General features: G+C 38.3%; 22 protein-coding genes, 5 tRNA genes and 1 other RNA gene. 10 read left to right on the top strand and 18 right to left on the bottom strand.

All coding sequences use genetic code 11. The features are described from left to right. Positions 1–41: 41 nt before the first annotated feature. The 10 genes from panD to HX129_RS14185 all read right to left on the bottom strand — a co-directional run bounded on the left by panD (position 42) and on the right by HX129_RS14185 (position 6,143). The gene (gene panD / locus HX129_RS14230; RefSeq protein WP_004722504.1) at positions 42–422 is read right to left on the bottom strand and encodes an aspartate 1-decarboxylase; all 381 of its coding nucleotides are present in this window, start codon (positions 420–422) and stop codon (positions 42–44) included. Between the two features lie 151 nt (positions 423–573). After that, positions 574–1,152: an aminoacyl-tRNA hydrolase gene (gene pth / locus HX129_RS14225; RefSeq protein ID WP_174493562.1), complete on the bottom strand. Its 579-nt coding sequence runs from the start codon at positions 1,150–1,152 to the stop codon at positions 574–576. Between the two features lie 22 nt (positions 1,153–1,174). Beyond that, the gene (rplY, locus tag HX129_RS14220) at positions 1,175–1,471 is read right to left on the bottom strand and encodes a 50S ribosomal protein L25 (protein ID WP_286434928.1); all 297 of its coding nucleotides are present in this window, start codon (positions 1,469–1,471) and stop codon (positions 1,175–1,177) included. A gap of 100 nt (positions 1,472–1,571) precedes the next feature. Then, positions 1,572–2,525 carry a ribose-phosphate pyrophosphokinase gene (locus HX129_RS14215; RefSeq protein ID WP_130074596.1) on the bottom strand — a complete coding sequence of 318 codons (954 nt, stop codon included), beginning with the start codon at positions 2,523–2,525 and terminating at the stop codon, positions 1,572–1,574. Between the two features lie 36 nt (positions 2,526–2,561). Further along, positions 2,562–2,636: transfer RNA gene (locus HX129_RS14210), tRNA-Gln, on the bottom strand. Between the two features lie 102 nt (positions 2,637–2,738). Further along, positions 2,739–2,813, bottom strand: a tRNA-Gln gene (locus HX129_RS14205). A gap of 102 nt (positions 2,814–2,915) precedes the next feature. Continuing rightward, positions 2,916–2,990, bottom strand: a tRNA-Gln gene (locus HX129_RS14200). 5 nt (positions 2,991–2,995) lie between these two features. Next, complete coding sequence (gene ispE, locus HX129_RS14195; protein ID WP_286434930.1) at positions 2,996–3,826, bottom strand: 4-(cytidine 5'-diphospho)-2-C-methyl-D-erythritol kinase; 831 nt, start codon at positions 3,824–3,826, stop codon at positions 2,996–2,998. 21 nt (positions 3,827–3,847) lie between these two features. Next, positions 3,848–4,423 (bottom strand): lipoprotein insertase outer membrane protein LolB, encoded by a 576-nt coding sequence (gene lolB / locus HX129_RS14190; protein WP_286434932.1) that lies wholly within the window; start codon positions 4,421–4,423, stop codon positions 3,848–3,850. Between the two features lie 7 nt (positions 4,424–4,430). Then, complete coding sequence (locus HX129_RS14185; protein ID WP_286436294.1) at positions 4,431–6,143, bottom strand: tetratricopeptide repeat protein; 1,713 nt, start codon at positions 6,141–6,143, stop codon at positions 4,431–4,433. A gap of 77 nt (positions 6,144–6,220) precedes the next feature. Between HX129_RS14185 and hemA the strand changes: the two genes are divergently transcribed. After that, a complete protein-coding gene (gene hemA, locus HX129_RS14180; protein WP_286434933.1) occupies positions 6,221–7,504 on the top strand; it encodes a glutamyl-tRNA reductase in 1,284 nt (427 codons plus the stop codon). A gap of 69 nt (positions 7,505–7,573) precedes the next feature. On the opposite strand, the gene HX129_RS14175 is transcribed toward hemA, so the two are convergent. Beyond that, positions 7,574–9,472 carry a DNA primase gene (locus tag HX129_RS14175; protein WP_286434934.1) on the bottom strand — a complete coding sequence of 633 codons (1,899 nt, stop codon included), beginning with the start codon at positions 9,470–9,472 and terminating at the stop codon, positions 7,574–7,576. Positions 9,473–9,612: 140 nt separating this feature from the next. Continuing rightward, entirely contained in the window at positions 9,613–10,668 is a 1,056-nt protein-coding gene (locus tag HX129_RS14170) for an outer membrane protein assembly factor BamD (protein ID WP_286434936.1), read from the bottom strand. 71 nt (positions 10,669–10,739) lie between these two features. On the opposite strand from HX129_RS14170, the gene rluD reads away from it, so the two are divergent. The 4 genes from rluD (at position 10,740) to HX129_RS14150 (ending at position 14,621) form a co-directional block, all read left to right on the top strand. Then, positions 10,740–11,792 carry a 23S rRNA pseudouridine(1911/1915/1917) synthase RluD gene (rluD, locus tag HX129_RS14165; RefSeq protein WP_130074603.1) on the top strand — a complete coding sequence of 351 codons (1,053 nt, stop codon included), beginning with the start codon at positions 10,740–10,742 and terminating at the stop codon, positions 11,790–11,792. Positions 11,793–11,815: 23 nt separating this feature from the next. After that, positions 11,816–12,556 (top strand): peptidoglycan editing factor PgeF, encoded by a 741-nt coding sequence (gene pgeF / locus HX129_RS14160; protein WP_286434937.1) that lies wholly within the window; start codon positions 11,816–11,818, stop codon positions 12,554–12,556. A 39-nt stretch (positions 12,557–12,595) separates the two neighbouring features. Further along, the gene (locus HX129_RS14155; protein WP_286434938.1) at positions 12,596–13,150 is read left to right on the top strand and encodes a flavodoxin family protein; all 555 of its coding nucleotides are present in this window, start codon (positions 12,596–12,598) and stop codon (positions 13,148–13,150) included. Positions 13,151–13,367: 217 nt separating this feature from the next. Next, entirely contained in the window at positions 13,368–14,621 is a 1,254-nt protein-coding gene (locus tag HX129_RS14150) for a hypothetical protein (protein WP_286434974.1), read from the top strand. 45 nt (positions 14,622–14,666) lie between these two features. Here the strand turns inward: HX129_RS14150 and smpB are convergent, their stop codons facing one another. Beyond that, positions 14,667–15,143: an SsrA-binding protein SmpB gene (gene smpB, locus HX129_RS14145; protein ID WP_130074606.1), complete on the bottom strand. Its 477-nt coding sequence runs from the start codon at positions 15,141–15,143 to the stop codon at positions 14,667–14,669. A 141-nt stretch (positions 15,144–15,284) separates the two neighbouring features. On the opposite strand from smpB, the gene coaD reads away from it, so the two are divergent. The 4 genes from coaD (at position 15,285) to HX129_RS14125 (ending at position 16,592) form a co-directional block, all read left to right on the top strand. Next, positions 15,285–15,776 carry a pantetheine-phosphate adenylyltransferase gene (coaD, locus tag HX129_RS14140; RefSeq protein WP_130074607.1) on the top strand — a complete coding sequence of 164 codons (492 nt, stop codon included), beginning with the start codon at positions 15,285–15,287 and terminating at the stop codon, positions 15,774–15,776. Position 15,777: 1 nt separating this feature from the next. Continuing rightward, positions 15,778–16,041, top strand: coding sequence for a YfhL family 4Fe-4S dicluster ferredoxin (locus HX129_RS14135; protein ID WP_174492178.1), 264 nt, complete (start codon positions 15,778–15,780; stop codon positions 16,039–16,041). Positions 16,042–16,069: 28 nt separating this feature from the next. Then, an RNA gene (gene rnpB / locus HX129_RS14130) (RNase P RNA component class A) lies at positions 16,070–16,452 on the top strand. Between the two features lie 63 nt (positions 16,453–16,515). Continuing rightward, positions 16,516–16,592 (top strand) — tRNA-Met (locus tag HX129_RS14125). A gap of 55 nt (positions 16,593–16,647) precedes the next feature. Here HX129_RS14125 and HX129_RS14120 read toward each other — a convergent pair. Both HX129_RS14120 and HX129_RS14115 read right to left on the bottom strand, forming a co-directional pair. Next, positions 16,648–17,586 (bottom strand): RDD family protein, encoded by a 939-nt coding sequence (locus HX129_RS14120; RefSeq protein WP_286434939.1) that lies wholly within the window; start codon positions 17,584–17,586, stop codon positions 16,648–16,650. Between the two features lie 1,057 nt (positions 17,587–18,643). Continuing rightward, positions 18,644–19,051, bottom strand: a complete 408-nt coding sequence (locus HX129_RS14115) for a hypothetical protein (RefSeq protein WP_174492180.1) — start codon at positions 19,049–19,051, stop codon at positions 18,644–18,646. A gap of 163 nt (positions 19,052–19,214) precedes the next feature. Between HX129_RS14115 and HX129_RS14110 the strand changes: the two genes are divergently transcribed. Further along, positions 19,215–19,291 (top strand) — tRNA-Met (locus HX129_RS14110). Between the two features lie 82 nt (positions 19,292–19,373). Here the strand turns inward: HX129_RS14110 and HX129_RS14105 are convergent. The 3 genes from HX129_RS14105 to HX129_RS14095 form a co-directional block, all read right to left on the bottom strand. Next, on the bottom strand, positions 19,374–20,420 hold the full coding sequence (locus HX129_RS14105) for a hypothetical protein (RefSeq protein ID WP_286434940.1): 1,047 nt from the start codon (positions 20,418–20,420) through the stop codon (positions 19,374–19,376). A 5-nt stretch (positions 20,421–20,425) separates the two neighbouring features. After that, positions 20,426–22,051: an NAD+ synthase gene (locus tag HX129_RS14100; protein WP_130074637.1), complete on the bottom strand. Its 1,626-nt coding sequence runs from the start codon at positions 22,049–22,051 to the stop codon at positions 20,426–20,428. Positions 22,052–22,409: 358 nt separating this feature from the next. Next, a complete protein-coding gene (locus HX129_RS14095; RefSeq protein WP_286434941.1) occupies positions 22,410–22,913 on the bottom strand; it encodes a hypothetical protein in 504 nt (167 codons plus the stop codon). Positions 22,914–23,027: the final 114 nt, after the last annotated feature.

Below are 23,027 nucleotides of genomic sequence, written 5' to 3'. Positions count from 1 at the left end.
CTTGGGCGGGTTGAATTCAACTCTAGATGAGTATTTTTAGTTTAAGCAACTTGTACAGGAATACAGTTCGCTGTGTGATTGACTGTATTGTCTGGATTTGCATATACAAGACGTGGTTTGTGCGCATCTGCTTCTGCATTGGTAAAGTCACCAAATGTTGCGATAATCATTAAATCGCCAACATCAGCTTGAAGTGCAGCACCACCATTGACTGAAATAATGCCTGAACCTTCTTCACCACGAATTGCATAAGTTGTGAAACGCTTACCATTGGTGACATTCCACATATGAATTTCTTCATATTCACGGATACCAGCTAAATCTAAAAGAATGCCATCGATTGCACAAGAACCTTCATAATGTAATTCTGCTTGTGTAACGACACAACGGTGGATTTTAGCTTTTAATAAACGAGATAGCATGGCTTGCGTCTCCTAGTTGTCCTACGACAGTTATATGTGGTTAAACAATAACTTTTGCAATGGATGCTTTTTGAAAAGCGCATTTTGCTCTTAAAATTAGCGTATGGCAAGAAAAATTGTTTAACAAAGCTTGATATTTAATGGCTGAGATTTACGGTTTATAGGCATTTATTTGATTCATTGCCTGTTGAATTTCACCGTTAACCAAAAGTTGAATTTTACTTAAAGCATGATCAATTGCATCATCCATTAAAGTCTGTTCACTACTTGGTGCTCGACCTAAGACATGCCCAGAAACTTTTTCTTTAGCACCTGGATGACCGATGCCAATACGTAGGCGATGAAAATTAGCACCGATATGTGGAACAATATCACGTAAACCATTATGACCACCATGACCACCGCCTGTTTTTAAGCGAATGACACCTGGGTTCATATCGAGTTCATCATGTGCAATCAGAATTTCTTCTGGTTTGATTTGATAAAATTTGGCGAAGGGGACAACACTTTGACCAGACAGGTTCATAAAGGTTGAGGGTAATAACAGACGAACGTCTTGACCTTCGATATTACCACGACCACTGATCCCTTTATATTTAGAATCAGTTTTGAGTTGGATGCCATATTGTTCTGCAAGGCGTTCTACGAACCAAAACCCTGCATTATGGCGGGTTTGGGCATACTCAGAACCTGGGTTGCCCAAACCAACAATCAGTGAAAGTTTACTCACACTCATTTACACCATTCAACACTTATGCGCGTTTGAAGTCAGCATGCATAGGTGTGTTTTTAGCAGGGTGACGTTGTAACGCTTGGATTTTAACGCTTTCAGCTTTACCGTCGATGTTTACTTCGATAACTTCTTCAAAGAATGCATTGCTTTCTAAAGCTTTAACAAGCTCACGAAGCTCTAAAGTTACAGCTACAGGTGCAGCGTCACCACCATAGATGATTGCAGGTACTTTGTTTTGAAGACGAAGGCGGCGGCTCGAACCTTTCCCTTGAACTGCTTCTTCACGTGCTACTGCATTTAATACGAAGTTTGCCATGATAGACATTCCTAATTTAAGTTTAATTGACTAGACCTTCGACCAGTCTAGTGATAGAAAGCCCCACCAAAAGGCAGGGCTTTTAAATTTTAGCGCTATATTATAGATAAGAATCAAACATTGCGCTAATAGATTCTTCGTTGTTAATACGACGAATTGTTTCAGCAACCATACTGGCTACTGAAACTTGGCGAATCTTACCAAGTTTTAAAGCTTCTTCTGAAAGAGGAATAGTGTCAGTAACAACCAATTCATCAATTACAGAATTTTTAAGGTTTTCAAGTGCTTTACCTGAAAGTACTGGATGCGTTGCATAAGCAACAACTTTACGTGCACCAAAAGTTTTTAATGCATCCGCTGCTTTACACAATGTACCTGCAGTATCCACCATGTCATCGACAATGACACAATCACGATCTTTTACGTCACCAATCAAATGCATCACTTGTGATTCATTGGCTTTTTGACGACGTTTGTCAATGATTGCAAGGTCAATATCACCCATTTGCTTAGCAACAGCACGTGCACGAACGACACCACCTACGTCAGGTGAAACCACCATCAAGTTGTGATGCTGTTGTTGACGTAAATCAGCAAGCAAAGCAGGTGTACCGTAGATGTTATCTACAGGAATATCGAAGAAACCTTGGATTTGGTCAGCATGCAAGTCGATCATTACCACACGGTCAATTCCGACTGTTGTGAGCATATCTGCTACAACTTTTGCAGTAATTGGCACACGTGTAGAACGAGGACGACGGTCTTGACGTGCATAACCGAAGTAAGGAATCACGGCAGTGATACGACCAGCACTTGCACGACGCAAAGCATCTGCCATCACCAAGATTTCCATCAGGTTATCATTGGTTGGGGCACAAGTAGGTTGTACGATGAATACGTCTTTACCACGCACATTTTCAGTAATTTCAACAGTGATTTCACCGTCAGAAAATTTACCTACAGCAGCAGCTCCCAATGGGATATGCAAATGGCTAACGACTTTTTGGGCGAATTGTGGATGAGCATTTCCACTAAAAACGACAAGATTGGGCATGAAGCACCCTTGGCGGTTGGCATGTATGAAAATAGATGGCAGGGGCGGCTGGATTCGAACCAACGGATGCCGAGATCAAAACCCGGTGCCTTACCACTTGGCGACGCCCCTAATGCGGCAGAACTTTAATATTTTTACTGATATTTGTCAAGGCATTTATGATTTAACCTATCAAAAAATACAGTAATGGTGTTCTGTCTTTTTGAAAATAAATGGCAGGGGCGGCTGGATTCGAACCAACGGATGCCGAGATCAAAACCCGGTGCCTTACCACTTGGCGACGCCCCTAATGCGGCAGAACTTTAATATTTTTACTGATATTTGTCAAGGCATTTATGATTTAACCTATCAAAAAATACAGTAATGGTGTTCTGTCTTTTTGAAAATAAATGGCAGGGGCGGCTGGATTCGAACCAACGGATGCCGAGATCAAAACCCGGTGCCTTACCACTTGGCGACGCCCCTATCATTTATGCTGTGAAATGAACGAGTGGTGATTCATTTAAGCTATTGACCATGTAAGATTTACAAGGAGAATTTGCTAAAATATCATCAACATTCATATTCTCAGTCACCTCAACAAAAACACAAGCACCTGTACCTGTGAGTTTTGCTTTACCGAACTGATCTAAGTAATGCATAGCTTCATCAACTTCAGGATATAATTTTCGAGCAAGTGGCTCAAAGTTATTTCCAAAAACAGATGAGTTCTGTTGATAGGCGCAAAATTTAGTAGGCTTCGTATCTCTTGTCAATGTTTTTTGTGAAAAAAGTAGTTGAGTGCTGATAAAACAATCAGGTTTTAACACAATGTATTGTTTTTGAGCTAAGTCTATGAATGTTAAGTGTTCGCCGATACCTTCTGCCCAAGCATTTTGACCATAGACAAAAATGGGGACATCGGCCCCTAATTTGACTCCAAGCTTTGCCAATTCTGTCCTATTTAAACCACATTGCCACAGTTGGTTGACGACGATCAAGGTGGTTGCTGCATTAGAGGAGCCACCACCTAAACCTGCACCCATGGGAATGTTTTTTTCTATTTTAATCTTCAAACCTGTCGCTACTTGGTGGGCAAAAGGTTTTAAAATTTGTGTGGCTTTATAGATTAAGTTTTGTTCCAAATTAATCTGATTTAAACCATCTATGATGATTTGATCGTTGTCGGTTTGTTGAAATTCCATCCAATCACATAAATCAATGAGTTGGAAAATACTTTGTAACTCATGATAACCATTTTCACGGCGACCTGTGATGTGTAAGAACAAATTTAATTTGGCAGGGGAAGGCACACGAATCATAAGAATTTAAGCTTTTGCAAATTAACGATTTTGAATGATCATTGTAATACGATTTTCCTGACCTGCCTCTAACGCTTGTTTTAAAACCAGCTTATTGGGCAACTTTGCTGCATCGTTGTAACTTAAATCAACAGTCCAACCATCTTCTTCAATTTTGATGGGGCGTAGTTGTAAATCTTTTTGTAGTGTGGCTGTTGTTGTTGCAGGTTTCGCTTGTACCCAGTCAATAATATGGGTAATGGGTGCAACCCATCCTGTCGCACGTTCAAGCAACTCTTCAGGTGTTTCTGCACTAATTTCACCTGTTTTGGAACTATTGAGCGTCACTTGACCGGGTTTTCCTTCAATAACCGTTTTACCAATGCCTAAAATACCCGTCAGTTGAATGTCAAAATTTTCATTGTCTTGTTGCCATGTATAAAATGCACTGCCTGATTGCTTAGGTGTTTTGACTCCAATTTTACCTTCAAGACTAAAATGTTGCGCATCTTGCACTTGTGTTGTGGTGGTTGGTGCTTTGACATATTGTTGGCAGCCAGTCAGGGTAAAACTTGCCATTGCAATTGAGGCAAAGAATACTTGAGCAATAAAACGCATAAAAAAATTAACTCTTATTTAAGTGTTGAGGTAATAATAATGAATCAAGTTGCTGTAATTCAGCATCATTTGGGTGATTTTGTTTGAGTTGTTGTAACACTTGATTAAATTCTTCAAGTGCCCCTTGCATGTAGAGGGATTTTGCGTAACGCACACCAATATTGATATTGCCACTCATATTGTAAGCTTTGCCAAGAACCTTAGACGCTGTGCTAAAATCATTTTGTAAGAATGTAATATAGCCTAAAGTATCTAAAATAGACGCTTGTTCAGGGGCGAAATCAAGTGCTTTTTCAGCATAGCTGCGTGCTTCTTGCAAGCGACGATTTTGTAATGCCAAGGTGTAAGCATAGGCATTTAGATAAGTTGGATTATTGGGTTCTAACTGAAGTAATTGCTTCAATGCTTTATCGAGTTGCTCTTTATTTTGATAAGGATCAAGCAGCAGAACTTCTGAATACAAGAGTTCAGGGTCATCTGGTAAATTTTGGACTGCTTCGCTCAGCAAGCGCAATGCGGCTTTTTTATTGTCCATTTTTTTTAAGATTTCAGCTTGTGCTTGATACAAAAAACTCGCATGCTGTGGATAATTAACACGTTCTTGGGTTAAAAAGCGTAAAACATCGTTCAATTTACCTTGACTGTCGTAAATTGAAATCAGGTTACGGCGAGATACAGTATAAAGATTGCCATCGACTAAGCGATAGTAAGCTTTGGCTGTTTCCAATTGTTGTTTGCGTTCAGCATTGATGGCTAAATAAAAATAAGCGTCATTTTGATATTTACTTGAATAGCGTAATTCGACCAAATGTTGTTCAGCTAAATCATATTTTTTCAGATCAATGGCGGTTAAACCTGCAATAAACAGTGCTTCTTCAGCATCAGGCCACACTTTGATAATTTTTTCTAACTTCTCTAACGCTAATTCAGGTTGATTAATTTTGGTTAAATAGCGTACTTCTGCTAAGCGCACTTCAAGATTATATTTGTGCTTACGGCTACTGCGTTCATACCAGTCTAGAGTTTGTTGTTCATCTCCTAAAGCCATGAGTAGATTGGCTTTCATGAGAATAAAACCAGTCACTTTAGGACGTTTACGTAAGGCTTTATTGATCGTTTCCAAAGCCGTTTCAATATTGTTATTTTGCGCTTCTAAGCCTGCGATAAGAATTAAAAGGGAAGGATTATTTTTTTCTTTACTGGCATGTAAGGTGTTGAGGAGGTTAAGGCGATCTTCCTCAGATTCAGGGGTAATACCTGCTAAAATTTGTTCTAGATCGGCATTGGCATCAATGTTTAAAATCTGATCTAAGGTTTCGGCAGCAAGCTGATATTCATGTGCTTTGAGTGCAATATGTGCCAAATAAAATTTTGCAGGAACATCATCAGGCTCTTGCACCACCCAATGCGTGGCAATGTCTAAAGCGGCTTGTAGGTCATTGTGTTCAATCGCAATATCAAGTGCACGTTGTTTGATAGACGTAGAATTATTACGGATTGCAAGTACGGTGTAGTTATGCAAAGCTGTAGGTGTATCATGATAGGCCAAGGCAAATTCGGCAATCATGGTCTGTTTTAATGCTTCTGTATTATAATTTGCATGATACAATTCGCTAGCGGCTCGAATATGAGCGCTAGAAGCCATGCTACCGACAAGTAAGAATGTGGTAGAATATTGCCTAATTGTCGTGCCGTTAATGCGGCTGCTTATTTGACGCAATTTTTCTTTATCCAAGTATGCTTTTTATGACACCGTTATTGCACAATAACATAAATTTAGCGAAATGATGATCTGATATGTCTTTCTTTGCATTGGGTGTCAACCATCAAACTGCTTCTGTAGAGCTTCGTGAAAAAGTTGCGTTCAATCCTGAACGCTTAAGCACCTTGCTTGCAGAACAGTGCCAACATCATGAAATGAACGATATGGTGGTGGTTTCGACCTGTAATCGTACTGAAGTTTATGCCATGGCTGAAAATGCTGATATGGTATTAGAGTGGCTCGCTCAAACAAATGGTATTGATGTAAAACAATTGTCAAATCATGTATATCGTTATGAGAATAGCGATGCTGTTTCGCACTTAATGCGGGTCGCGAGCGGTTTGGATTCATTGATGTTGGGTGAGCCACAAATTCTAGGACAAGTGAAAACGGCTTTGGCTTTGGCTAAAGATGCAGACACCGTTTCGCAACAACTCAATCAAATTTTTGAATATGCCTTTTATGCAGCAAAACGTGTACGTTCTGAAACAGCTGTAGGAAGTCATGCAGTTTCAATGGGCTATGCCGTTGCACAATTGGCACTACAAGTCTTTAGCCGCCCAGAAAAACTGACTGTCATGGTGGTTGCTGCGGGTGAAATGAACAGCTTGGTTGCAAAACATTTAGCAGAAATGGGTGTTGCTAAAATTTTGATTTGTAACCGTGGGCGTGAGCGTGCTGAAAAATTGGCACAAGAAATTGCCCACCGTGTGGAAGTGGAAATTATTCCATTTAGTGAGCTTGCTGAAAACTTATACCGTGCAGATGTCATTTCAAGTTGCACGGGGAGTTTATATCAGGTGATTTCATTTGCTGATGTCAAAGCGGCTTTGAAAAAACGTCGTTATCAACAAATGCTGATGGTTGATTTGGCTGTACCTCGTGATATTGATTCAAAAGTCGAAAGTTTAGATGGCGTGTATTTGTATGGCGTAGATGATTTACAGTCTGTCATTGATGAAAATCTTGCCCATCGCCGTCAGGCTGCTGTTGAAGCAGAGGTGATGGTGAACCAATTGGTAACGCAGTTGGTGACACAGCAAAAAATTAATAAAGCAGGTGAAACTATTCATCAATATCGTCAGCAAGGTGAGCAACAGAGTCGGCTTGAATTATCATATGCTTTACAGCGTATTCAGTCAGGTGAAAATGCTGAACAAGTGTTAAAAGATTTTAATCATCGTTTAACACAAAAATTGTTGCATCCAACCTCTATTTTGCTACGCAATGCTGCCAAAGATGAAGATCCTTCGCATTTTGATTGGTTGAAAGAAAATATTCAGGATATTTTCGCAAATGGTCGTAAAGTGAATTCTTAACTCAAAAATAAAGTTGGTTTTTATGATTGAAAGCCTGAATGATGAGTAAATTTTGGATCAGTTCTATTTTTAACTATGCACCAATTTTAAACTAATTTTCTTGGTCAATTCATTGAGTTGTTGACGTAGATTACGAGATTCACTTAAGGATGCAGGCGCTTTCATTTTCTGACGTAAATATTTTTCTTGCAAAGAAAGAGAGTATTCAGCGGCAACTTTGTCAGCAAGTTCAGGTGTTTCAATGAGGTTTTGAATATTGGTGCGTTGCATAATTTCAGCCAACTCTAAATGATAAGCACTGCAAGCGCCTAAAATATAATAAGTTGCGAGTTCTTGATCATCAGGTAGGTCATCAAAAATAATGTCGAATACAGCAAGTACTTTGGCAAGTAATTCATCGGACTGAATAAATGCACGTAACACTTCAAAATGAATATATAAGAAGGGGTGTTGCATCAAAATTGCCACAGCAAAGTCTTCATCTTTGGTGCGAATATTAAAAGACAAAGAGGCATCTAAACTGATTTGTGGCTGCCATTTTTTATTAAAGCCTAACTTTTCACGGAAAAATTGACGTAATAAATAACGATATGAGCCTTGCTTGGGCAGTAACTCAACCAATTGATTGAGTTCAGCCATCACCTGACTCTTACCTTCGGGTGTGGTAATGGCATAATTTTGACTGAGTAACGCAAACAAAAAATCAGACAACAGCGGTGCACTTTGCCACAAGCGTTGGAAAGTCTCCATGCCTTCTTTACGGATCAGAGAGTCGGGATCATGTTCTTTGGGTAAAACAAAAAACTTGAGTTCACGCCCATCATTGAGTAGTGGTAACGCGATTTCTAGTGTTCGGCGTGCGGCTTTTTGACCTGCGGCATCACCATCGAAAGCAATAGTGATTTGATTATTTTGTTTAAATAAAATGCCCAAATGGTCAGCATTACTTGCTGTTCCAAGTGTTGCGACTGCACCCGAAATACCATATTGCTGTAAGGCGATGACATCCATATAGCCTTCGACCATCAGCCAATCTTGTGCACGCTCTTTACGACCTTCATATAAGCCATAGAGCAATTGATTTTTATGAAATACTTCGGAGTCAGGTGAGTTGATGTACTTGGGTTTAATCTCGTCATTCAGTGCACGACCACCAAATCCGACCACACGACCTTTGGAGTCTCGGATTGGAAAAATCACTCGGTCACGCAACAAGTCAAAGTCACGACCACTATCACTGGTACGGATGAGACCAAGCAGTTTTAAGCCTTCAATATCTTGCGGAAAAGCTTTTTCTAAATGTTGCCAATCTTCAGGTGCATAGCCTAAACGCCAATACTGAATGGTGGTTTTGGTTAAACCACGATGCTTAAAATAATGTTGTGCGCTTTTACTATGTGGGAGTTGTTTTTCATAAAACTGGGCAATATTTTCCAAAAGATCATATAAATTTCCATCTTGTGGAATTTGTTCATCGCTAAAATGATCAAACTGTGTTGGATCAAAGTTTTCAAAGTCAGGAGACTGATTGAATGCCTCAAATGGATCAATATCCATAGGCATTGTGTTATCTGTGCTCGGAACGATACTCGGTTGATCTAAAGTTTTATGTTCAATACTTGGTTGTGGTTTTGCTGCTTCACGCTTATATGACAGTTTTTTATTGTCTTGGTTGTCTTTAGGTAGTTCGATACCTGTTTGACTGGCAAGGTCTTTCATGACATCGACAAAATTACGATGGTCAATGTCCATTAAGAAACGAATGGCATTCCCATTGGCTTGACAACCGAAACAATGAAAATATTGTTTGTCACGATAGACATGGAAAGAGGGTGATTTTTCCTGATGAAAAGGGCAGCAACCTGAATAGGTACGACCTGTCTTTTTCAATTTCACACGTTGACCAATCAAATCGACAATGTCGGTTCGATCTAAAATCTGATCAATCGTATGCTGAGGAATAGCCATAAGTACAAGCCAAATCGGCAATAAAAAATAAGTGGGTCGACAAGTTTAGCTTAGATTTGGCAAAGCGTATATGTGTATTGGATTTGCTTACACATAAAAAAGGCAGAATAAAAATTCTGCCTTTGTTGTGATCGGCTGACTTATTGTTGGGGTTGGGCAGGTTGTGTACGCTGACCATCGTATAAGCTTTCATTTGCAGAGGCATATTCGCCTGACGTTTTACGATCTGGACGGTCTAACAAACCAAAGGTTGCGCGATTTAACCAACTTGGTTTGTCTTCTGCGGCAGTGTCTTGCTGTATGTTTTTAGCATTCTGTTCGGCAGAACCTGTAGTTTTTTCCCCACGACCAAAAATACCTAAGGTTGCACGGTTCAATAAACTACCGTCTTTACGTGCAGCATTTAGATTTACTTCGCCATTTGACTTCACTAAGTTTGGATAATTTAACTTCAAAATATCAATATATTGTTTTGAAGTGGCTTGATCCCCAAGTTTGTCATAGCCATATGCCATAGTCGCTAAAGCTTCTGGAATTTGAGGTGTTTGTGGATAATGTTCAATCACCCATTGTGCACGTTCAACGGCTGCTAAGTATGCTTTACGTTTGATATTGAAACGTGCTGCATTCATTTCACTTTCAGCCAATTCTTGACCAATGAATTTCATACGTTGTGCAGCATCTACTGCATATTGGCTACTTGGATAGCGGCGAATAAAATCGACAAAATTTTGATATGCCACTTTTAAATAACTAATGTCACGATGCGATTGTTTCAATGAGGTATAACGCATGATGCCGTCATAGTTCATTTCCATATTCGCGACACCACGTACATAGTAGGCATAATCTACATTTGGATGTTGTGGATTTAAGCGAATAAAACGCTCAGCTTGGGCAATGGTTGCCTCATAATCTTTTTGTTTAAATTTTGTGTAAATTAATTCTAATTGCGATTGTTGCGCATATTGTCCAGTCGGGTAATAGGTATCAATCGCTTGTAATGACTTTTCAGCATCGCCATATTGACCTTTGTCTAAGGCTTTCATTGCTTTGTTGTAATAGCTTTGCTCGCTTGATTGAGGACCAGTATCAACCACTTCTTTTTTACTTGGATTGCTGCTACAGCCTAAAAATGCCGTTGCGATGCTTAAAGATAAAGCAAGCATTGTAACTTTATAACGTGGTAGCGACATAAAAATTCCTCTGTTTATACGGGCAATAGGCTACAATTGCACTATTAAACCACTTTTGTCCGAATGAGCAAATGACTTCAGCACAATCTTCTAATTCTAATTTCTCAGAAAATGATTTCAATTTACTTGAAGATTCTGAGGATGCAGATAATCATACTTCAGCCTTAACTGCAACACGTTTATCGTTGCAATTTCAATTGGATGAAAGTTATTTAGGTCTACGCATCGACCAAGTTGCAGCCACCGTTTGGAGTGAATTTTCACGCGAAAAACTCAAGCAATGGTTGAAGGATGGTCATTTGTTGGTAAATGGTAACATTGTTAAGCCAAAGTACAAATGCGAAGGCAATGAATTACTCACTTTAGAGGTTGAGCTTGAGGCTCAAACTTCTGCACAACCTGAAAATATTCCATTAGATATTGTCTTCGAAGACGAAGATATTATCGTGATTAATAAGCCTGTGGGCATGATTGTTCACCCAGGTGCAGGCAATCCAAATGGAACTTTGGTCAATGCCTTGCTTTATCATTATCCAAAATCTGCCGAACTGACCCGTGCAGGCTTAGTGCATCGCATCGATAAAGACACCAGTGGCTTATTGGTGGTTGCAAAAAACTTAGAAGCACAATTTGCGCTCAGTAAACAACTGGCAAAAAAATCTGTTTATCGTATTTATGACTTGATTTGCTATGGCAATATTATTGCAGGTGGCACCATTGATGAGCCAATTAAACGTCATCCTGTTGATCGTATAAAAATGGCGATCCTTCCAGGTGGGCGTGATGCAGTGACCCATTATAATGTGAAAGAACGTTTTCAACATTTCACACGTGTACAAGCACAATTGGAAACAGGGCGTACCCATCAGATCCGTGTCCATTTCACTTATATTGGTTTTCCTTTGGTGGGCGACCCAGTGTATATGAGTCGTGTTAAAGTACCTGCGGGTGCATCTGAGCTACTCACAGACACTTTACGTGGCTTTAAACGTCAAGCTTTACATGCGGCAAAATTAGGCTTAGTTCATCCGAGAACCAAAGAAGAGATGTTGTTTGAGGCGCCGTGGCCAGCAGATTTCACCACTTTGGTTGAAGTTTTACGTACTGAAAATAAAGCCTATTAATTACCCGATAAAGGAAAAATCACATGCAATTTATTCAAGGTTTACCTCAAGGTGTATGTGTTGGACAGACACATATACAGCATGACAACGCTTTGCCTTCGGCAACGCCTGAGCTTGTGGGATTTAACTTGGCATTGCATGTGAATGATGACCCGAAACGTGTGCAAAAGCATCGTATGACTTTATTGGATGAGTTTGCGCAATTCGGTGTGGATAAAATCACATGGATGACGCAAACTCACAGTACGATTTGCCACACCATCAATCAACAGATGCCTTTTGAAGCATTGGTGGGTGATGGCTTGGTCACACAGCAAAAAGCCCATGCCTTGATGATGATGACAGCGGATTGTTTACCTGTAGTACTCGGCAATGCTGAGGGTACAGAGATTGCGAACTTACATGCAGGTTGGCGTGGACTAGCAGGTGGCATTATTGAAAATACCCTTGCTGAGATGCTATCACCACCAACTTGGGCGTGGTTAGGTGCGGCAATCAGTCAGCCATGTTTTGAAATTGGTGCAGAAGTAAAAGCGGCCTTTTGTGATAAATATCCAGAGCTTGCAGTTGCCTTTAAAGATGGCGAGCAAGACGGAAAATATTATGCCGACCTCTATGCTATTGCACGGTTTATTCTCCAGTTAAATGGTGTCACACAGGTGCTGGGCGGCGAGCAATGCTCGTATTTACAAGATCAGGACTTTTACTCTTATCGCCGAAATGCCAAAACTGGACGTATGGCGACATTCGTCTTTATGCAGTAATTCATGTAAACTTGAGTAAATCCCTTTGTTTTTATTGATATGTCTTTGAACGCTAAAACCCTTGCTATTGTCTATCATAGTCCCTATGGACACACTGCAAAAGTTGCACAGCATATTGCACAAGGTGCAGCCAAAGTAGAGGTTGCTGTTCATTTGATGAATATTGAACATATTGATTGGGACGTATTAGATCAAGCAGATGGAATTATTTTTGGTTGCCCAACCTATATGGGCAACCTCACCTCAGGCTTAAAATTGTTCATGGAACAATCCTCTAAACGTTGGTTGGCTCGTGCATGGCAAGGCAAACTTGCAGCAGGTTTTACCAATGGCGGCGGACTTAGTGGTGACAAACTTGCCGTCCTGCAACAGATCAATCTATTTGCAATGCAACATGGCATGTTATGGACAGGTCTACCGATGATGCCAACAGGACGTGGCACAGAAGATTTAAACCGTATGTCGAGTTTTTTGGGCTTAATGACCCAATCTGATAATGCACCTGTAGATGTCACACCCCCAAAAGGAGATTTGCAAACAGCGATCTGGTTTGGTGAATATGTTGCTTTATTGTTAATGAAGATAATTAAGTAAATTTTTATTTAAACAAACGGTTAAAAAATAATAAATGTGAAATATACCGCAAAGTAAACAAATTTTATGATTTATGTAAACTTATTAACTTTCATTTGTTTAGTTTTAATGCATAATGCTTCAACGTGTTGATGGAATCTACACGCCATAAATAAAATAAAAATTTGGAGTATTTGTAATGACTAAAATGAGATTGGTCATCTCTGGTGCTTTGCTTATGTTGACCATAGATTCAGCTTGTGCAGATGACACTACTTTCAAACCTCTTTCTGATGCAGAACTTTCTGAAGTGCAAGGTCAGGCACTTATGAATTTGACTTATACAGACCCTTCTAAAGCAAATTCTTCCATGGCATCACAAAATATTGGTTTTTATAAATTGGGTATGGAAGCTGAACTTGAATTAAATGCCAATATTAAAAAGTTACAACTCGGCTGTGGTGGTATCAATGGAGCAGGTGGCTGTGATCTTGATATTGATAATCTAAGTTTATCAGGCATTGCCGAAACACGAGAAGGACGTGTGAGTTCTTCTGCAAAAATGACCAATCCCTTTGTTGAATTTGCGATTAAAAATCCAAACTCAGCTTCTACTCGTGAAATCATGGGCTTTCGTTTGAGTGCAGAAAAAGTCTTAGGGATGTTAACTCTTGGTGAGGAAAATTCTGATAAACCTAATGGTATTAATAGTCTCAGTGGTTATATGAAAATTCAAGATACAACGGGTGTAGGTTACACGGCTGAACGAAATATGTCATATGGTGATACACAGATGTCCATTAATGGTAAAGTGGATGCAAAAATTTGTGTAATATTTTGTTTTGGTGCAATGCGCTTAGGTTTTTCTTCAACTGATTATAATTTAGCATTAGATTCAGCCAAAGCTGATATTTTTATCAATGGTACGACAATATCTGGTAAAAGATTATCTAGTGTACAACTTGATGGTTACGCAAATATTAATCAACTTAATTTCGGTGGGAATTTAGGTGCAACGATTACTGAGTCTTTTGGATTACTTACTTTACAAAAGAGAGTGACGGGGAATATCACAGGATTAAAAGCGAATATTACGGTTAATGAAAATTTAGGCTACATTCATAAACTTAAATTAAATAATCCTTTTTCACTTTCTATGCAGAAGCAAGATATTTTTTGGAATGGTGCTGCTGCTGCTGCTCAACGTGGATGGTGGTTAGCCATTGAAGATCCAATTGATATTGGAAGTGTAAATCCAAGTAAAAAAATTGATATTACCAATGATGTCCTAAAGCAAGTTGTTAATCCAATTAGTAATTATATTACAAATAATCCTCCTAGCTGTACTGTATTAAATTGTCTTTTTGGTGCCGATTTGACTGTAGGTAATGTTAATTTACCTAATACTACAGTTAATTTCCCACTTAAAGACTTACAGTTAGCCACGCAAAACTTTGCTCCAAACTGCTACGGTAGTCTAAAATTTTGCTAGTAGTGATATAAGAAAACCTCCAATTTGGAGGTTTTTTTACCGCTTTTATTTATGCATGATGCGAGCTTTATCACGTTGCCAATCACGGTCTTTTTCAGTGGCACGTTTATCGTGAAGTTGCTTACCTTTCACTAAAGCGATTTCGATTTTGACTAAATGACCTTTCCAATAACAGGCTAAAGGCACACAAGAATAGCCCTTTTGATTCACTGCACCTTGCAGTTTCTCAATTTCACGTCTAGACAGCAATAACTTACGTGTACGTGTTGCCTCAGGTACCACATGCGTAGATGCTGACAAAAGGGGTTGAATTTGTGAGCCAAACAAAAACGCTTCATTATTTTTAAAAATAATATAACTTTCTGTAATGGTCATGCGACCTGCGCGTAAAGACTTGACTTCCCAACCTTGCAAAGCCAAACCTGCTTCAAATTTTTCCTCAATAAAATAATCATGGCGAGCACGTTTATTCTGTGCAATGGTGCCACCATTATTTTTTTTAACTACAATATTTTTAGACATAATTCAAAATTTCCAAGATTAATCTTATTTTGCCTCAAACTTGGCTGTAGGTGAAGTGCTTTCATTTGCATTGAGATAGTTCGCTTAAAAATAAGTTTTTGTTAAACTATGCATCTACATAAACAACTAGAGTAAAAATGGATGTCTAAAACTCGTGTCATCTATCCTGGAACATTTGATCCTATTACCAATGGACATGTCGACTTAGTTGCCCGTGCTTCACGAATGTTTGATGAGGTTGTGGTCGCAATTGCAATAGGACATCATAAAAACCCTGTATTTACTCTAGAAGAGCGTGTGGCATTAGCACAAGAATCATTACGTCATTTACCCAATGTTGAATTTGTGGGATTTGATGGACTTTTAGTGAATTTCTTTAATGAGCAAAAAGCCACTGCTGTTCTGCGTGGTTTAAGAGCTGTTTCAGATTTTGAATATGAGTTTCAGTTAGCAAATATGAACCGCCAGCTTGATTATCATTTTGAAACAGTATTTTTGACGCCATCTGAACAATTTTCATTTATTTCATCGACAATGGTGCGGGAAATTGCACGTTTAAAAGGTGATGTGCATAAGTTTGTACCACAATGTGTGGTCAATGCCTTTGCACACAAAATTCAACAAGGTTGGTAGAGTGTCTTTAATTATTACTGATGAATGCATCAACTGTGATGTGTGTGAGCCTGTTTGTCCCAATGAGGCGATTTTTATGGGTGAGCTCATCTATGAAATAAATCCTGACTTGTGTACAGAATGTGTGGGGCATCACGACCAGCCGCAGTGTGCATTATTTTGTCCAGTCGACTGTATTCCAAACGATCCCGATCATGTGGAAAGCGAAGAACAACTGATGGACAAATATAAAAAACTGATTGCTCAAAAAAGTGCGAGCAATTAACACAAAAATTTGTTAACATGCGCCCCTTGAAGTGAGCCAGACGATCGCTGCTGTGGAGATCTCCGTGATTGAAGCAGGGGAGGAAAGTCCGGGCTTCATAGGGCAGGGTGCCAGGTAACGCCTGGGCGGCGAAAGCCGACGGCAAGTGCAGCAGAGAGTAGACCGCCATTTTTGCAATTTCCTTTCGGGGAAACCAAGAGAGATGGTAAGGGTGAAAGGGTGCGGTAAGAGCGCACCGCGTGTCTGGTAACAGTTCACGGCAAGGTAAACCCCACCAGAAGCAAGACCAAATAGGAATCCTGAGGCACGGCCCGTGCTGGATTCGGGTAGGTCGCTTGAGCGTATGAGTGATTGTACGCCTAGAGGAATGATCGTTCACGACAGAACCCGGCTTATCGGCTCACTTCAAACAAATTTTTAAAATTAGTGCTTGACGTATTTATCAGAACAACAGATAATGCGCCCACAGTTTTAGGCTATGTAGCTCAGTTGGTTAGAGCACCGCACTCATAATGCGGGGGTCACAGGTTCAAGTCCCGTCATAGCCACCATTTTTATAGACCATGTTTCCAAAAACATGGTCTTTTTTTATCTGAATTTTATGATTTAAAAATCCAAACTCGACATTTGTTCAACAGCAATGTTCTGTCCTTGCTCATTTTTGTCAACGCTATACATATTGAAATGACTTTTTGATGCTAAACCAAATTGAAATTTTGAAATGAGTACAATCATTGTATTGGTCTTTGCAGCAAATGCTGTAGGTCGAAGACGTTGTAAATTATCTACAAACTGTTGTGCAAAAAATGGATTATTCAAAGTTTTTGGGTCATTGACCTGAATTTCAAACATGCGCAATGTAAATTCAGGGTTTGGATCTCCAATTTCTTTAATCGAGATAATCTCTGGTTGCATACTTTTTAATTGAGGATTTTCAGTAGCACTGAAGTCACCCATCTGAATAAACATCCAAATGCTATAAGTGAAGCTGACAAGGACGAAGACACCTGCAAAATAGAGATGTTTATTCCACATTTTAGCGACGGTTTGATTTGGCTGAGCTGAGGTGTTAACCACAACACTTTGTGCAATAAAATCATGTACTGAGCGGCGATTGTGGCGATTAAACAGATAAAAATAGACAATCAGGCATTGTAGTATAGCAAGTAGGCTTGTACAGCCCCATGCGAGAGTTGGGGGCATATAATTGCTGATAGACATCAAGCATGTAGGTGCAAATAAAATGGCAGCTCGTAGCAATGATGGCAAGACGGCTAAGTATTCTCCATTGATTTGCGTCACTTGAATTTTAAGTAATTGTTTGGCAAAAGTTTGCCCTTGATGTAAATGGCTATTGAGTAAACCAAAATATAAAATGACAATCAAATAACCAACAAAAATACTGACGATAGGGAATTTAAATAATAAATTACCTGAAACACTTGCGATAACCCAACAGAAAATACCAACGAGAATGCTATCAATGAAAAACGCGAAAAATCTGCGCCAAAAACCTGCAATATATGCTTGAGCTGAAGAAGACAAACGAGATCCCTTTAAATTTAATTAAAAATAAAATTGTTAGAATATATGGAAATTGTGCGATAGCTTAATGGATCAGTACATTTTTGTGAATATAACCATTTCATTGAATCATCATTAACATTGAATTGAAATTAGGGTGTGATGAATGGCTTTGCTTGCTCAGCTCCTTGACTAAAATTTATTTTGGTAGTTTTCTTGTTCTAGATGAAATTGCATCTGTGTTTGAAGCGTATATAAATCATGGAGATTTTTTGCTGCTGAGGCAAAGCAAAAAATTGTTGATCAACCAGATTGAGCTTTTTCATAGAAATTTGCTGTAATGCACAATAACGTCCTATAGCACGGTCATGGGCAAGTTGTTTTTTTATCTGTTATTTTTTGATAGGTGGATTTTTTCACCTAATATCTTATTGTTTGATGATTCATTATATAAAATACGAAATGAAATAAAAAAAGATGAGAAAAACGATGACACAAGCACAACGGGTATATTGTGCCACCATTTGGGTCCTGTTTTATATGAGTTGGCTGAAAAATTAACAGAACAGAAAATTCAGGTATTAAATCAGTATTGTTATGGTTGGGAATCGTCTTATGAGGAATTTTACCTTATGATCTTTATGATGCAAAATCTAAGCTCATCAAAAATATGAATTGAAAAAGTTTTTCAGCATTTGGAATGAAGAAGATGCAAATAAGCGAAGGTAGGTAAATCTAAAAAATATTTGCATCCCATCGTTTGAAGAGAAAATTATACCATTCAGTAAAAGTGAATTAATATAAATTTAAAGTTTGCATTGCCTTATCCTACAGTGAAAAGTTTAAATTTCTATGCGTAGACGATGCCTTACTCTTGCGCTTCAAACAAAGTAGTGCTTTGTTCTTGCTCAGGATGAAAAGTAACAAAAATCCTTTGTTAGACAAAGGGTACATCCATGTAACCCTTGTCTAACGGCGACATCCCTGTCGCCTCACGATAGCATGATCCTGTTTAAAGCAATTGGTGCAGAAAAGCAAAAGTGGCTGAGTCATATGTAGTTAATTTAACAGATTGGTATTATTCACATTGAATGCTATTGGCATCAAGTTTAATTTTGGGAAATTGTTGATCATAGATGGTTAAAATACGTTGCATGTTTTTTTGATCAAACACCTGTTGTTGTAATTGCTGAATTTTATGTGTGTTGAGATGTTGCTGGGCACACTGTAGCGCAATGCTATTTTCTTTAGCAATGTCGAGCTTTTGATTCTCTTGAATCTGTTCAATGTGAACGAGTTTTTGTTGGGCCTTACTCAGTTGTGCAAGGCTTCTTTTTTGTTGCATGCTGAGCAAGTGTTGTTGATTAATCCAACGGGCAACATCCATACGCACGCCGTTATAATCGACAAAAATAGGGCTAATGAGTTGGCATGCGGGCAGTATCGGCATCAATAGTGCTAACATCAGTATTTTAATTTTCATCATCAAAAACCTAAATTCAATTGATTGGATTTATTTTGCCTGATCATTACAATAAAAATGTATTAATTTTAAACATTTGTTTTTTGGTTGTTTAAACTATGAGCGGTAGTGCATTGCAGTGCTTGACGATGCATTAAAAAATTTACATAATGCGCACACAGTTTAAGGCTATGTAGCTCAGTTGGTTAGAGCACCGCACTCATAATGCGGGGGTCACAGGTTCAAGTCCCGTCATAGCCACCATTTTTATAGACCATGCTCACCGCATGGTCTCTTTTTTTGTGCCGCATAAAAATTAAAAAAAGATCAATAAAATCAAAGAAAATTAGTTTTTATCAAGATATTGGTTGATATAATTTTCAATGAATTTCTGCGTGTTTTCATCTAAATAAAATGGTGCAATGAATGCACTGATGATGTCATCTAACATCCCATTTTTATCTAATGCTGCTAGACAGAAGGGGGCAAAACGTTGAGCTTCTTTGAACAAATCTGCCTGACTTAAACTGACCGCATGTAAAAGTGCTTGTAATGAATATTCGCTAAAATACTCATAAAAAGCATCCACGATATGAAGAATAATCTTTTGCATGTAGGGGATTTGACGTAAATGCTTCCATGTTTCATAGGCCAAAATAAAAAATTCTTCTAAGTCGATGGCTTCAAACTGAGAAAATGTTTCTTGTAAGGTTTTAGTTTTAATTTCAGACCACAACTGTAAGGCTATTTCTGCTAATTCGTCATTGGGTAATAAAATAATATTGCCGATTTGATGGCGGATTGCTGTAGCAAGTTGTTGCTCTAATTTAAGCTCAATGGAATGTTGTTGATCTTGTAAGTAATTTAATACTTTGCCGCCGATGCTTTGATTACGCACATTGAGTTTACGGAAATAATCTAACCAAGGTGTATTGCTTTCTAAAATCTGATTGGCAAGCTGCAAGCTGATGAGTTTAATTTGTGAATTTTCATTTAAATTTTCTTGTAGATATTGGCGTAATTGTTGTAATTCTAAAATTTTGTATAGCCAAAGCTCAAAATGTTCATCGGATAAAAAATCATTAAATTGAGCTGCACTTAGGGTTGCAGTTTGGTGAATTTTTTGCGCACTAAAACCGATGAACTCTAAAATATCTGCACCTAGATTAAGTTCAAATGCATATTTTTGTACAACTTCATGCAAAGACTGACACTGAATGACATCTTTTAAATAGATTTTGTCAGCATGATTGTAGACTTTTTCAATAAAGTTTTGGAGATAGCTTTGGTCTTGAGGATCTCGTAATTTTCGTTTAATGAAATGGACTTGCTCAAGCAAAAGTGCTTGAGCAAAGTCTTGGCTAAAACTTGGTGAAAGCTTTAACGAGGGCATGAGGATTAGTTCCCGGCTTTCCAGCCATTGACAATTGGATAGCGGCGTTCACGACTAAAAGCACGTGAGCTAATGCGTGGTCCAATTGCACCTTGGCGGCGCTTGTATTCATTGCGATCAACGAGTTTAATCACTTTTTCAACCACGTCTTTATCAAAACCTTTGGCAATAATGTCATCTTGACTTTGATCTTCTTCAATATAGGCATACAAAATGGCATCTAAAATGTCGTATGCAGGTAAAGAGTCTTGATCTTTTTGGTCAGGACGAAGTTCTGCTGATGGTGGGCGCGTGATGACACGTTCAGGAATCACCGCAGTTTCACTCAAACTATTACGATATTTTGCAAGTTCAAACACAATTGTTTTATAAACATCTTTGAGGACTGCAAAACCACCGACCATGTCACCATAAAGTGTGCAATAACCCACAGCCAATTCAGATTTATTTCCTGTAGAAAGAACTAAATTTCCAAATTTGTTCGACAAGCCCATGAGTAATGTGCCACGAGCACGTGCTTGAAGATTTTCTTCAGTCGCATCCGCAGGTGAGTTACCAAAGAATGGATAAAGTGTTTGCATAAAGCTGTTGACGATCGGGTGAATTTCCGCGATGCCAAAAGTCACGCCCATACGTTTCGCTTGCTCTGCAGCATCTTCTACGCTGATTTGTGAGGTATAAGTATAAGGCATCATTACAGCTTGTACTTTGTCAGCGCCAATGGCATCAACCGCGATGGCTAAAGTTAATGCAGAGTCAATTCCACCTGAAAGACCTAAAATCACACCTGGGAAACCTGAACGTTCGACATAGTCACGTGTAGACATGACTAAGGCTTGATAGATTTCAGCCATCGTGTCTAAAGCAGGCGTGGTTTCTACTGCTTTATAGGCTTTGTTTTCAACTTCATAATCAACAATATAAAGTTGTTCTTTATAGCTTTCGGCACGTAAAGCAACATTACCTGTGTTGTTAATAACAAAGCTTGAACCATCAAAGATTAAATCATCTTGACCACCCACTTGATTGGTATAAATCAAGTGAATATTCATTTGTTTTGCTAATTCTTGCAGGGTTGCGATACGGTGCTGTGGTTTACCGACTTCATAAGGAGAAGCATTTAAAACTAAAACACTTTCAACATTTAACTGCGAAAGTTGCTGTACAGTATTGAGTGACCATACGTCTTCACAGATTAATACACCAAATTTATGACCTAAGTATTCAAAAACAAGGTGTTGATGACCTTCATTAAAATAACGTTTTTCATCAAAAACGCTATAATTTGGAAGATTTTGTTTATTATAAATGCCGAGAATTTGTCCGTCTTTCATCACAGCAGCAGCGTTGTAACGTTGACCATCTTCAGTTGCATTTACAAAGCCAAAAACCATCACAATATCTTTAACTGATTGTAATTGTTCAAAAGCTTGAGCTGTACGTTTGTTCACACTTGGGCGAAGCAATAAGTCTTCAGCAGGATAGCCAATAGTGGCAAGTTCTGGGAAAACGATAATATTTGCATTTTGTTTTTTTGCTTGATTGGCTTGTTCAATCATTTTTTGAACATTTGCTTCGATATTACCAATGTGTGGAGAGAATTGCGCGAGAGCAACTTTAAAACTTTTCATTTAAACTTTGTCCTATTCCTATAGGGTAGTAAGAACACAACAGGTTGATTTATATCTATATAGTTATTCAACTGTGTGTAATTTAACATTCACAAACACTGCCAAAAGGCGCAAAATAAAAAATGATTTTCATGATAAAAATCTTTATTTCTTGCATGGCAAAAACTACAGATTTAAGCTATTTTAACGAAAATAAAGCCAGATGCTAGAGATTTAAAAAAAATGTCAAAAACTTATCTATCATCTTGTTAAATTTAACAGATTTTTAATGAAAAAATGAAGAATTTTGAGGATTTATTTTTAAGAGGATCCTAGGTAAACAAGAGCAGGATTTGGGTTGTAAAAAGTAAGCAGTTATCTATTTTATATACATCGCTGAATTTAAAATAATATTGGGTATTTTTTTTAAGAAAATATCCTTGGCAATATCACCTTGTTGTTCAATATTGTACGCCCAGTACTTTTTATTGGCTTCTAACGTGTAGTGATAAGGGTTGTATTTACCATAACTTGCGTATAGTGCGATTTGTAAAATAGCACCTTTGAGTAGTACATTGACTTTATTCTGATATTGATAAACATGAGCCATTTCATGGATGAAAAGTGCTTGATTAGATAAACTTTCTTTTGAAAAATCATGACAAAAATCGGCATCTTTCATATGAATGCAGCCATTGGGCGCCATTAAAATTCCGACAGGTTGCCATGGGAGATAAGGCTGATTCATGACTAAAACTTTTGAGTAATCAATCAGATCACCAAAAACAGAACGGCTAATTCGGATTTCACCTTCAGTTAAATGACGACATTTAAATAATTCAATTTTTAAAGCTTTATATAGCCATTCATGAAAATCGAACACAGTATAAACCTTGTGATTTAACGCATTTGAAATTATAGCGAGACTTAATGGAGAACTCGATATTTTTATCAAGATGTCATATTAAAAGTTTATAATTTCAAATTAAAAAAAGAT

Origin of the sequence: Acinetobacter sp. 251-1 (assembly GCF_030329305.1) — a bacterium.
Taxonomy (GTDB): Bacteria; Pseudomonadota; Gammaproteobacteria; order Pseudomonadales; family Moraxellaceae; genus Acinetobacter; species Acinetobacter piscicola_A.
This window is presented reverse-complemented; position numbering and strand designations above follow the sequence as displayed.

Excerpts from the sequence above, each read along its gene's own strand:
- panD (WP_004722504.1), bottom strand. The coding sequence starts at position 422 with ATGCTATCTCGTTTATTAAAAGCTAAAATCCACCGTTGTGTCGTTACA.
- rplY (WP_286434928.1), bottom strand. The coding sequence starts at position 1,471 with ATGGCAAACTTCGTATTAAATGCAGTAGCACGTGAAGAAGCAGTTCAA.
- HX129_RS14215 (WP_130074596.1), bottom strand. The coding sequence starts at position 2,525 with ATGCCCAATCTTGTCGTTTTTAGTGGAAATGCTCATCCACAATTCGCC.
- ispE (WP_286434930.1), bottom strand. The coding sequence starts at position 3,826 with ATGATTCGTGTGCCTTCCCCTGCCAAATTAAATTTGTTCTTACACATC.
- lolB (WP_286434932.1), bottom strand. The coding sequence starts at position 4,423 with ATGCGTTTTATTGCTCAAGTATTCTTTGCCTCAATTGCAATGGCAAGT.
- hemA (WP_286434933.1), top strand. The coding sequence starts at position 6,221 with ATGTCTTTCTTTGCATTGGGTGTCAACCATCAAACTGCTTCTGTAGAG.
- HX129_RS14175 (WP_286434934.1), bottom strand. The coding sequence starts at position 9,472 with ATGGCTATTCCTCAGCATACGATTGATCAGATTTTAGATCGAACCGAC.
- HX129_RS14170 (WP_286434936.1), bottom strand. The coding sequence starts at position 10,668 with ATGTCGCTACCACGTTATAAAGTTACAATGCTTGCTTTATCTTTAAGC.
- rluD (WP_130074603.1), top strand. The coding sequence starts at position 10,740 with ATGACTTCAGCACAATCTTCTAATTCTAATTTCTCAGAAAATGATTTC.
- pgeF (WP_286434937.1), top strand. The coding sequence starts at position 11,816 with ATGCAATTTATTCAAGGTTTACCTCAAGGTGTATGTGTTGGACAGACA.
- HX129_RS14155 (WP_286434938.1), top strand. The coding sequence starts at position 12,596 with ATGTCTTTGAACGCTAAAACCCTTGCTATTGTCTATCATAGTCCCTAT.
- HX129_RS14150 (WP_286434974.1), top strand. The coding sequence starts at position 13,368 with ATGTTGACCATAGATTCAGCTTGTGCAGATGACACTACTTTCAAACCT.
- smpB (WP_130074606.1), bottom strand. The coding sequence starts at position 15,143 with ATGTCTAAAAATATTGTAGTTAAAAAAAATAATGGTGGCACCATTGCA.
- coaD (WP_130074607.1), top strand. The coding sequence starts at position 15,285 with ATGTCTAAAACTCGTGTCATCTATCCTGGAACATTTGATCCTATTACC.
- HX129_RS14115 (WP_174492180.1), bottom strand. The coding sequence starts at position 19,051 with ATGATGAAAATTAAAATACTGATGTTAGCACTATTGATGCCGATACTG.
- HX129_RS14105 (WP_286434940.1), bottom strand. The coding sequence starts at position 20,420 with ATGCCCTCGTTAAAGCTTTCACCAAGTTTTAGCCAAGACTTTGCTCAA.
- HX129_RS14100 (WP_130074637.1), bottom strand. The coding sequence starts at position 22,051 with ATGAAAAGTTTTAAAGTTGCTCTCGCGCAATTCTCTCCACACATTGGT.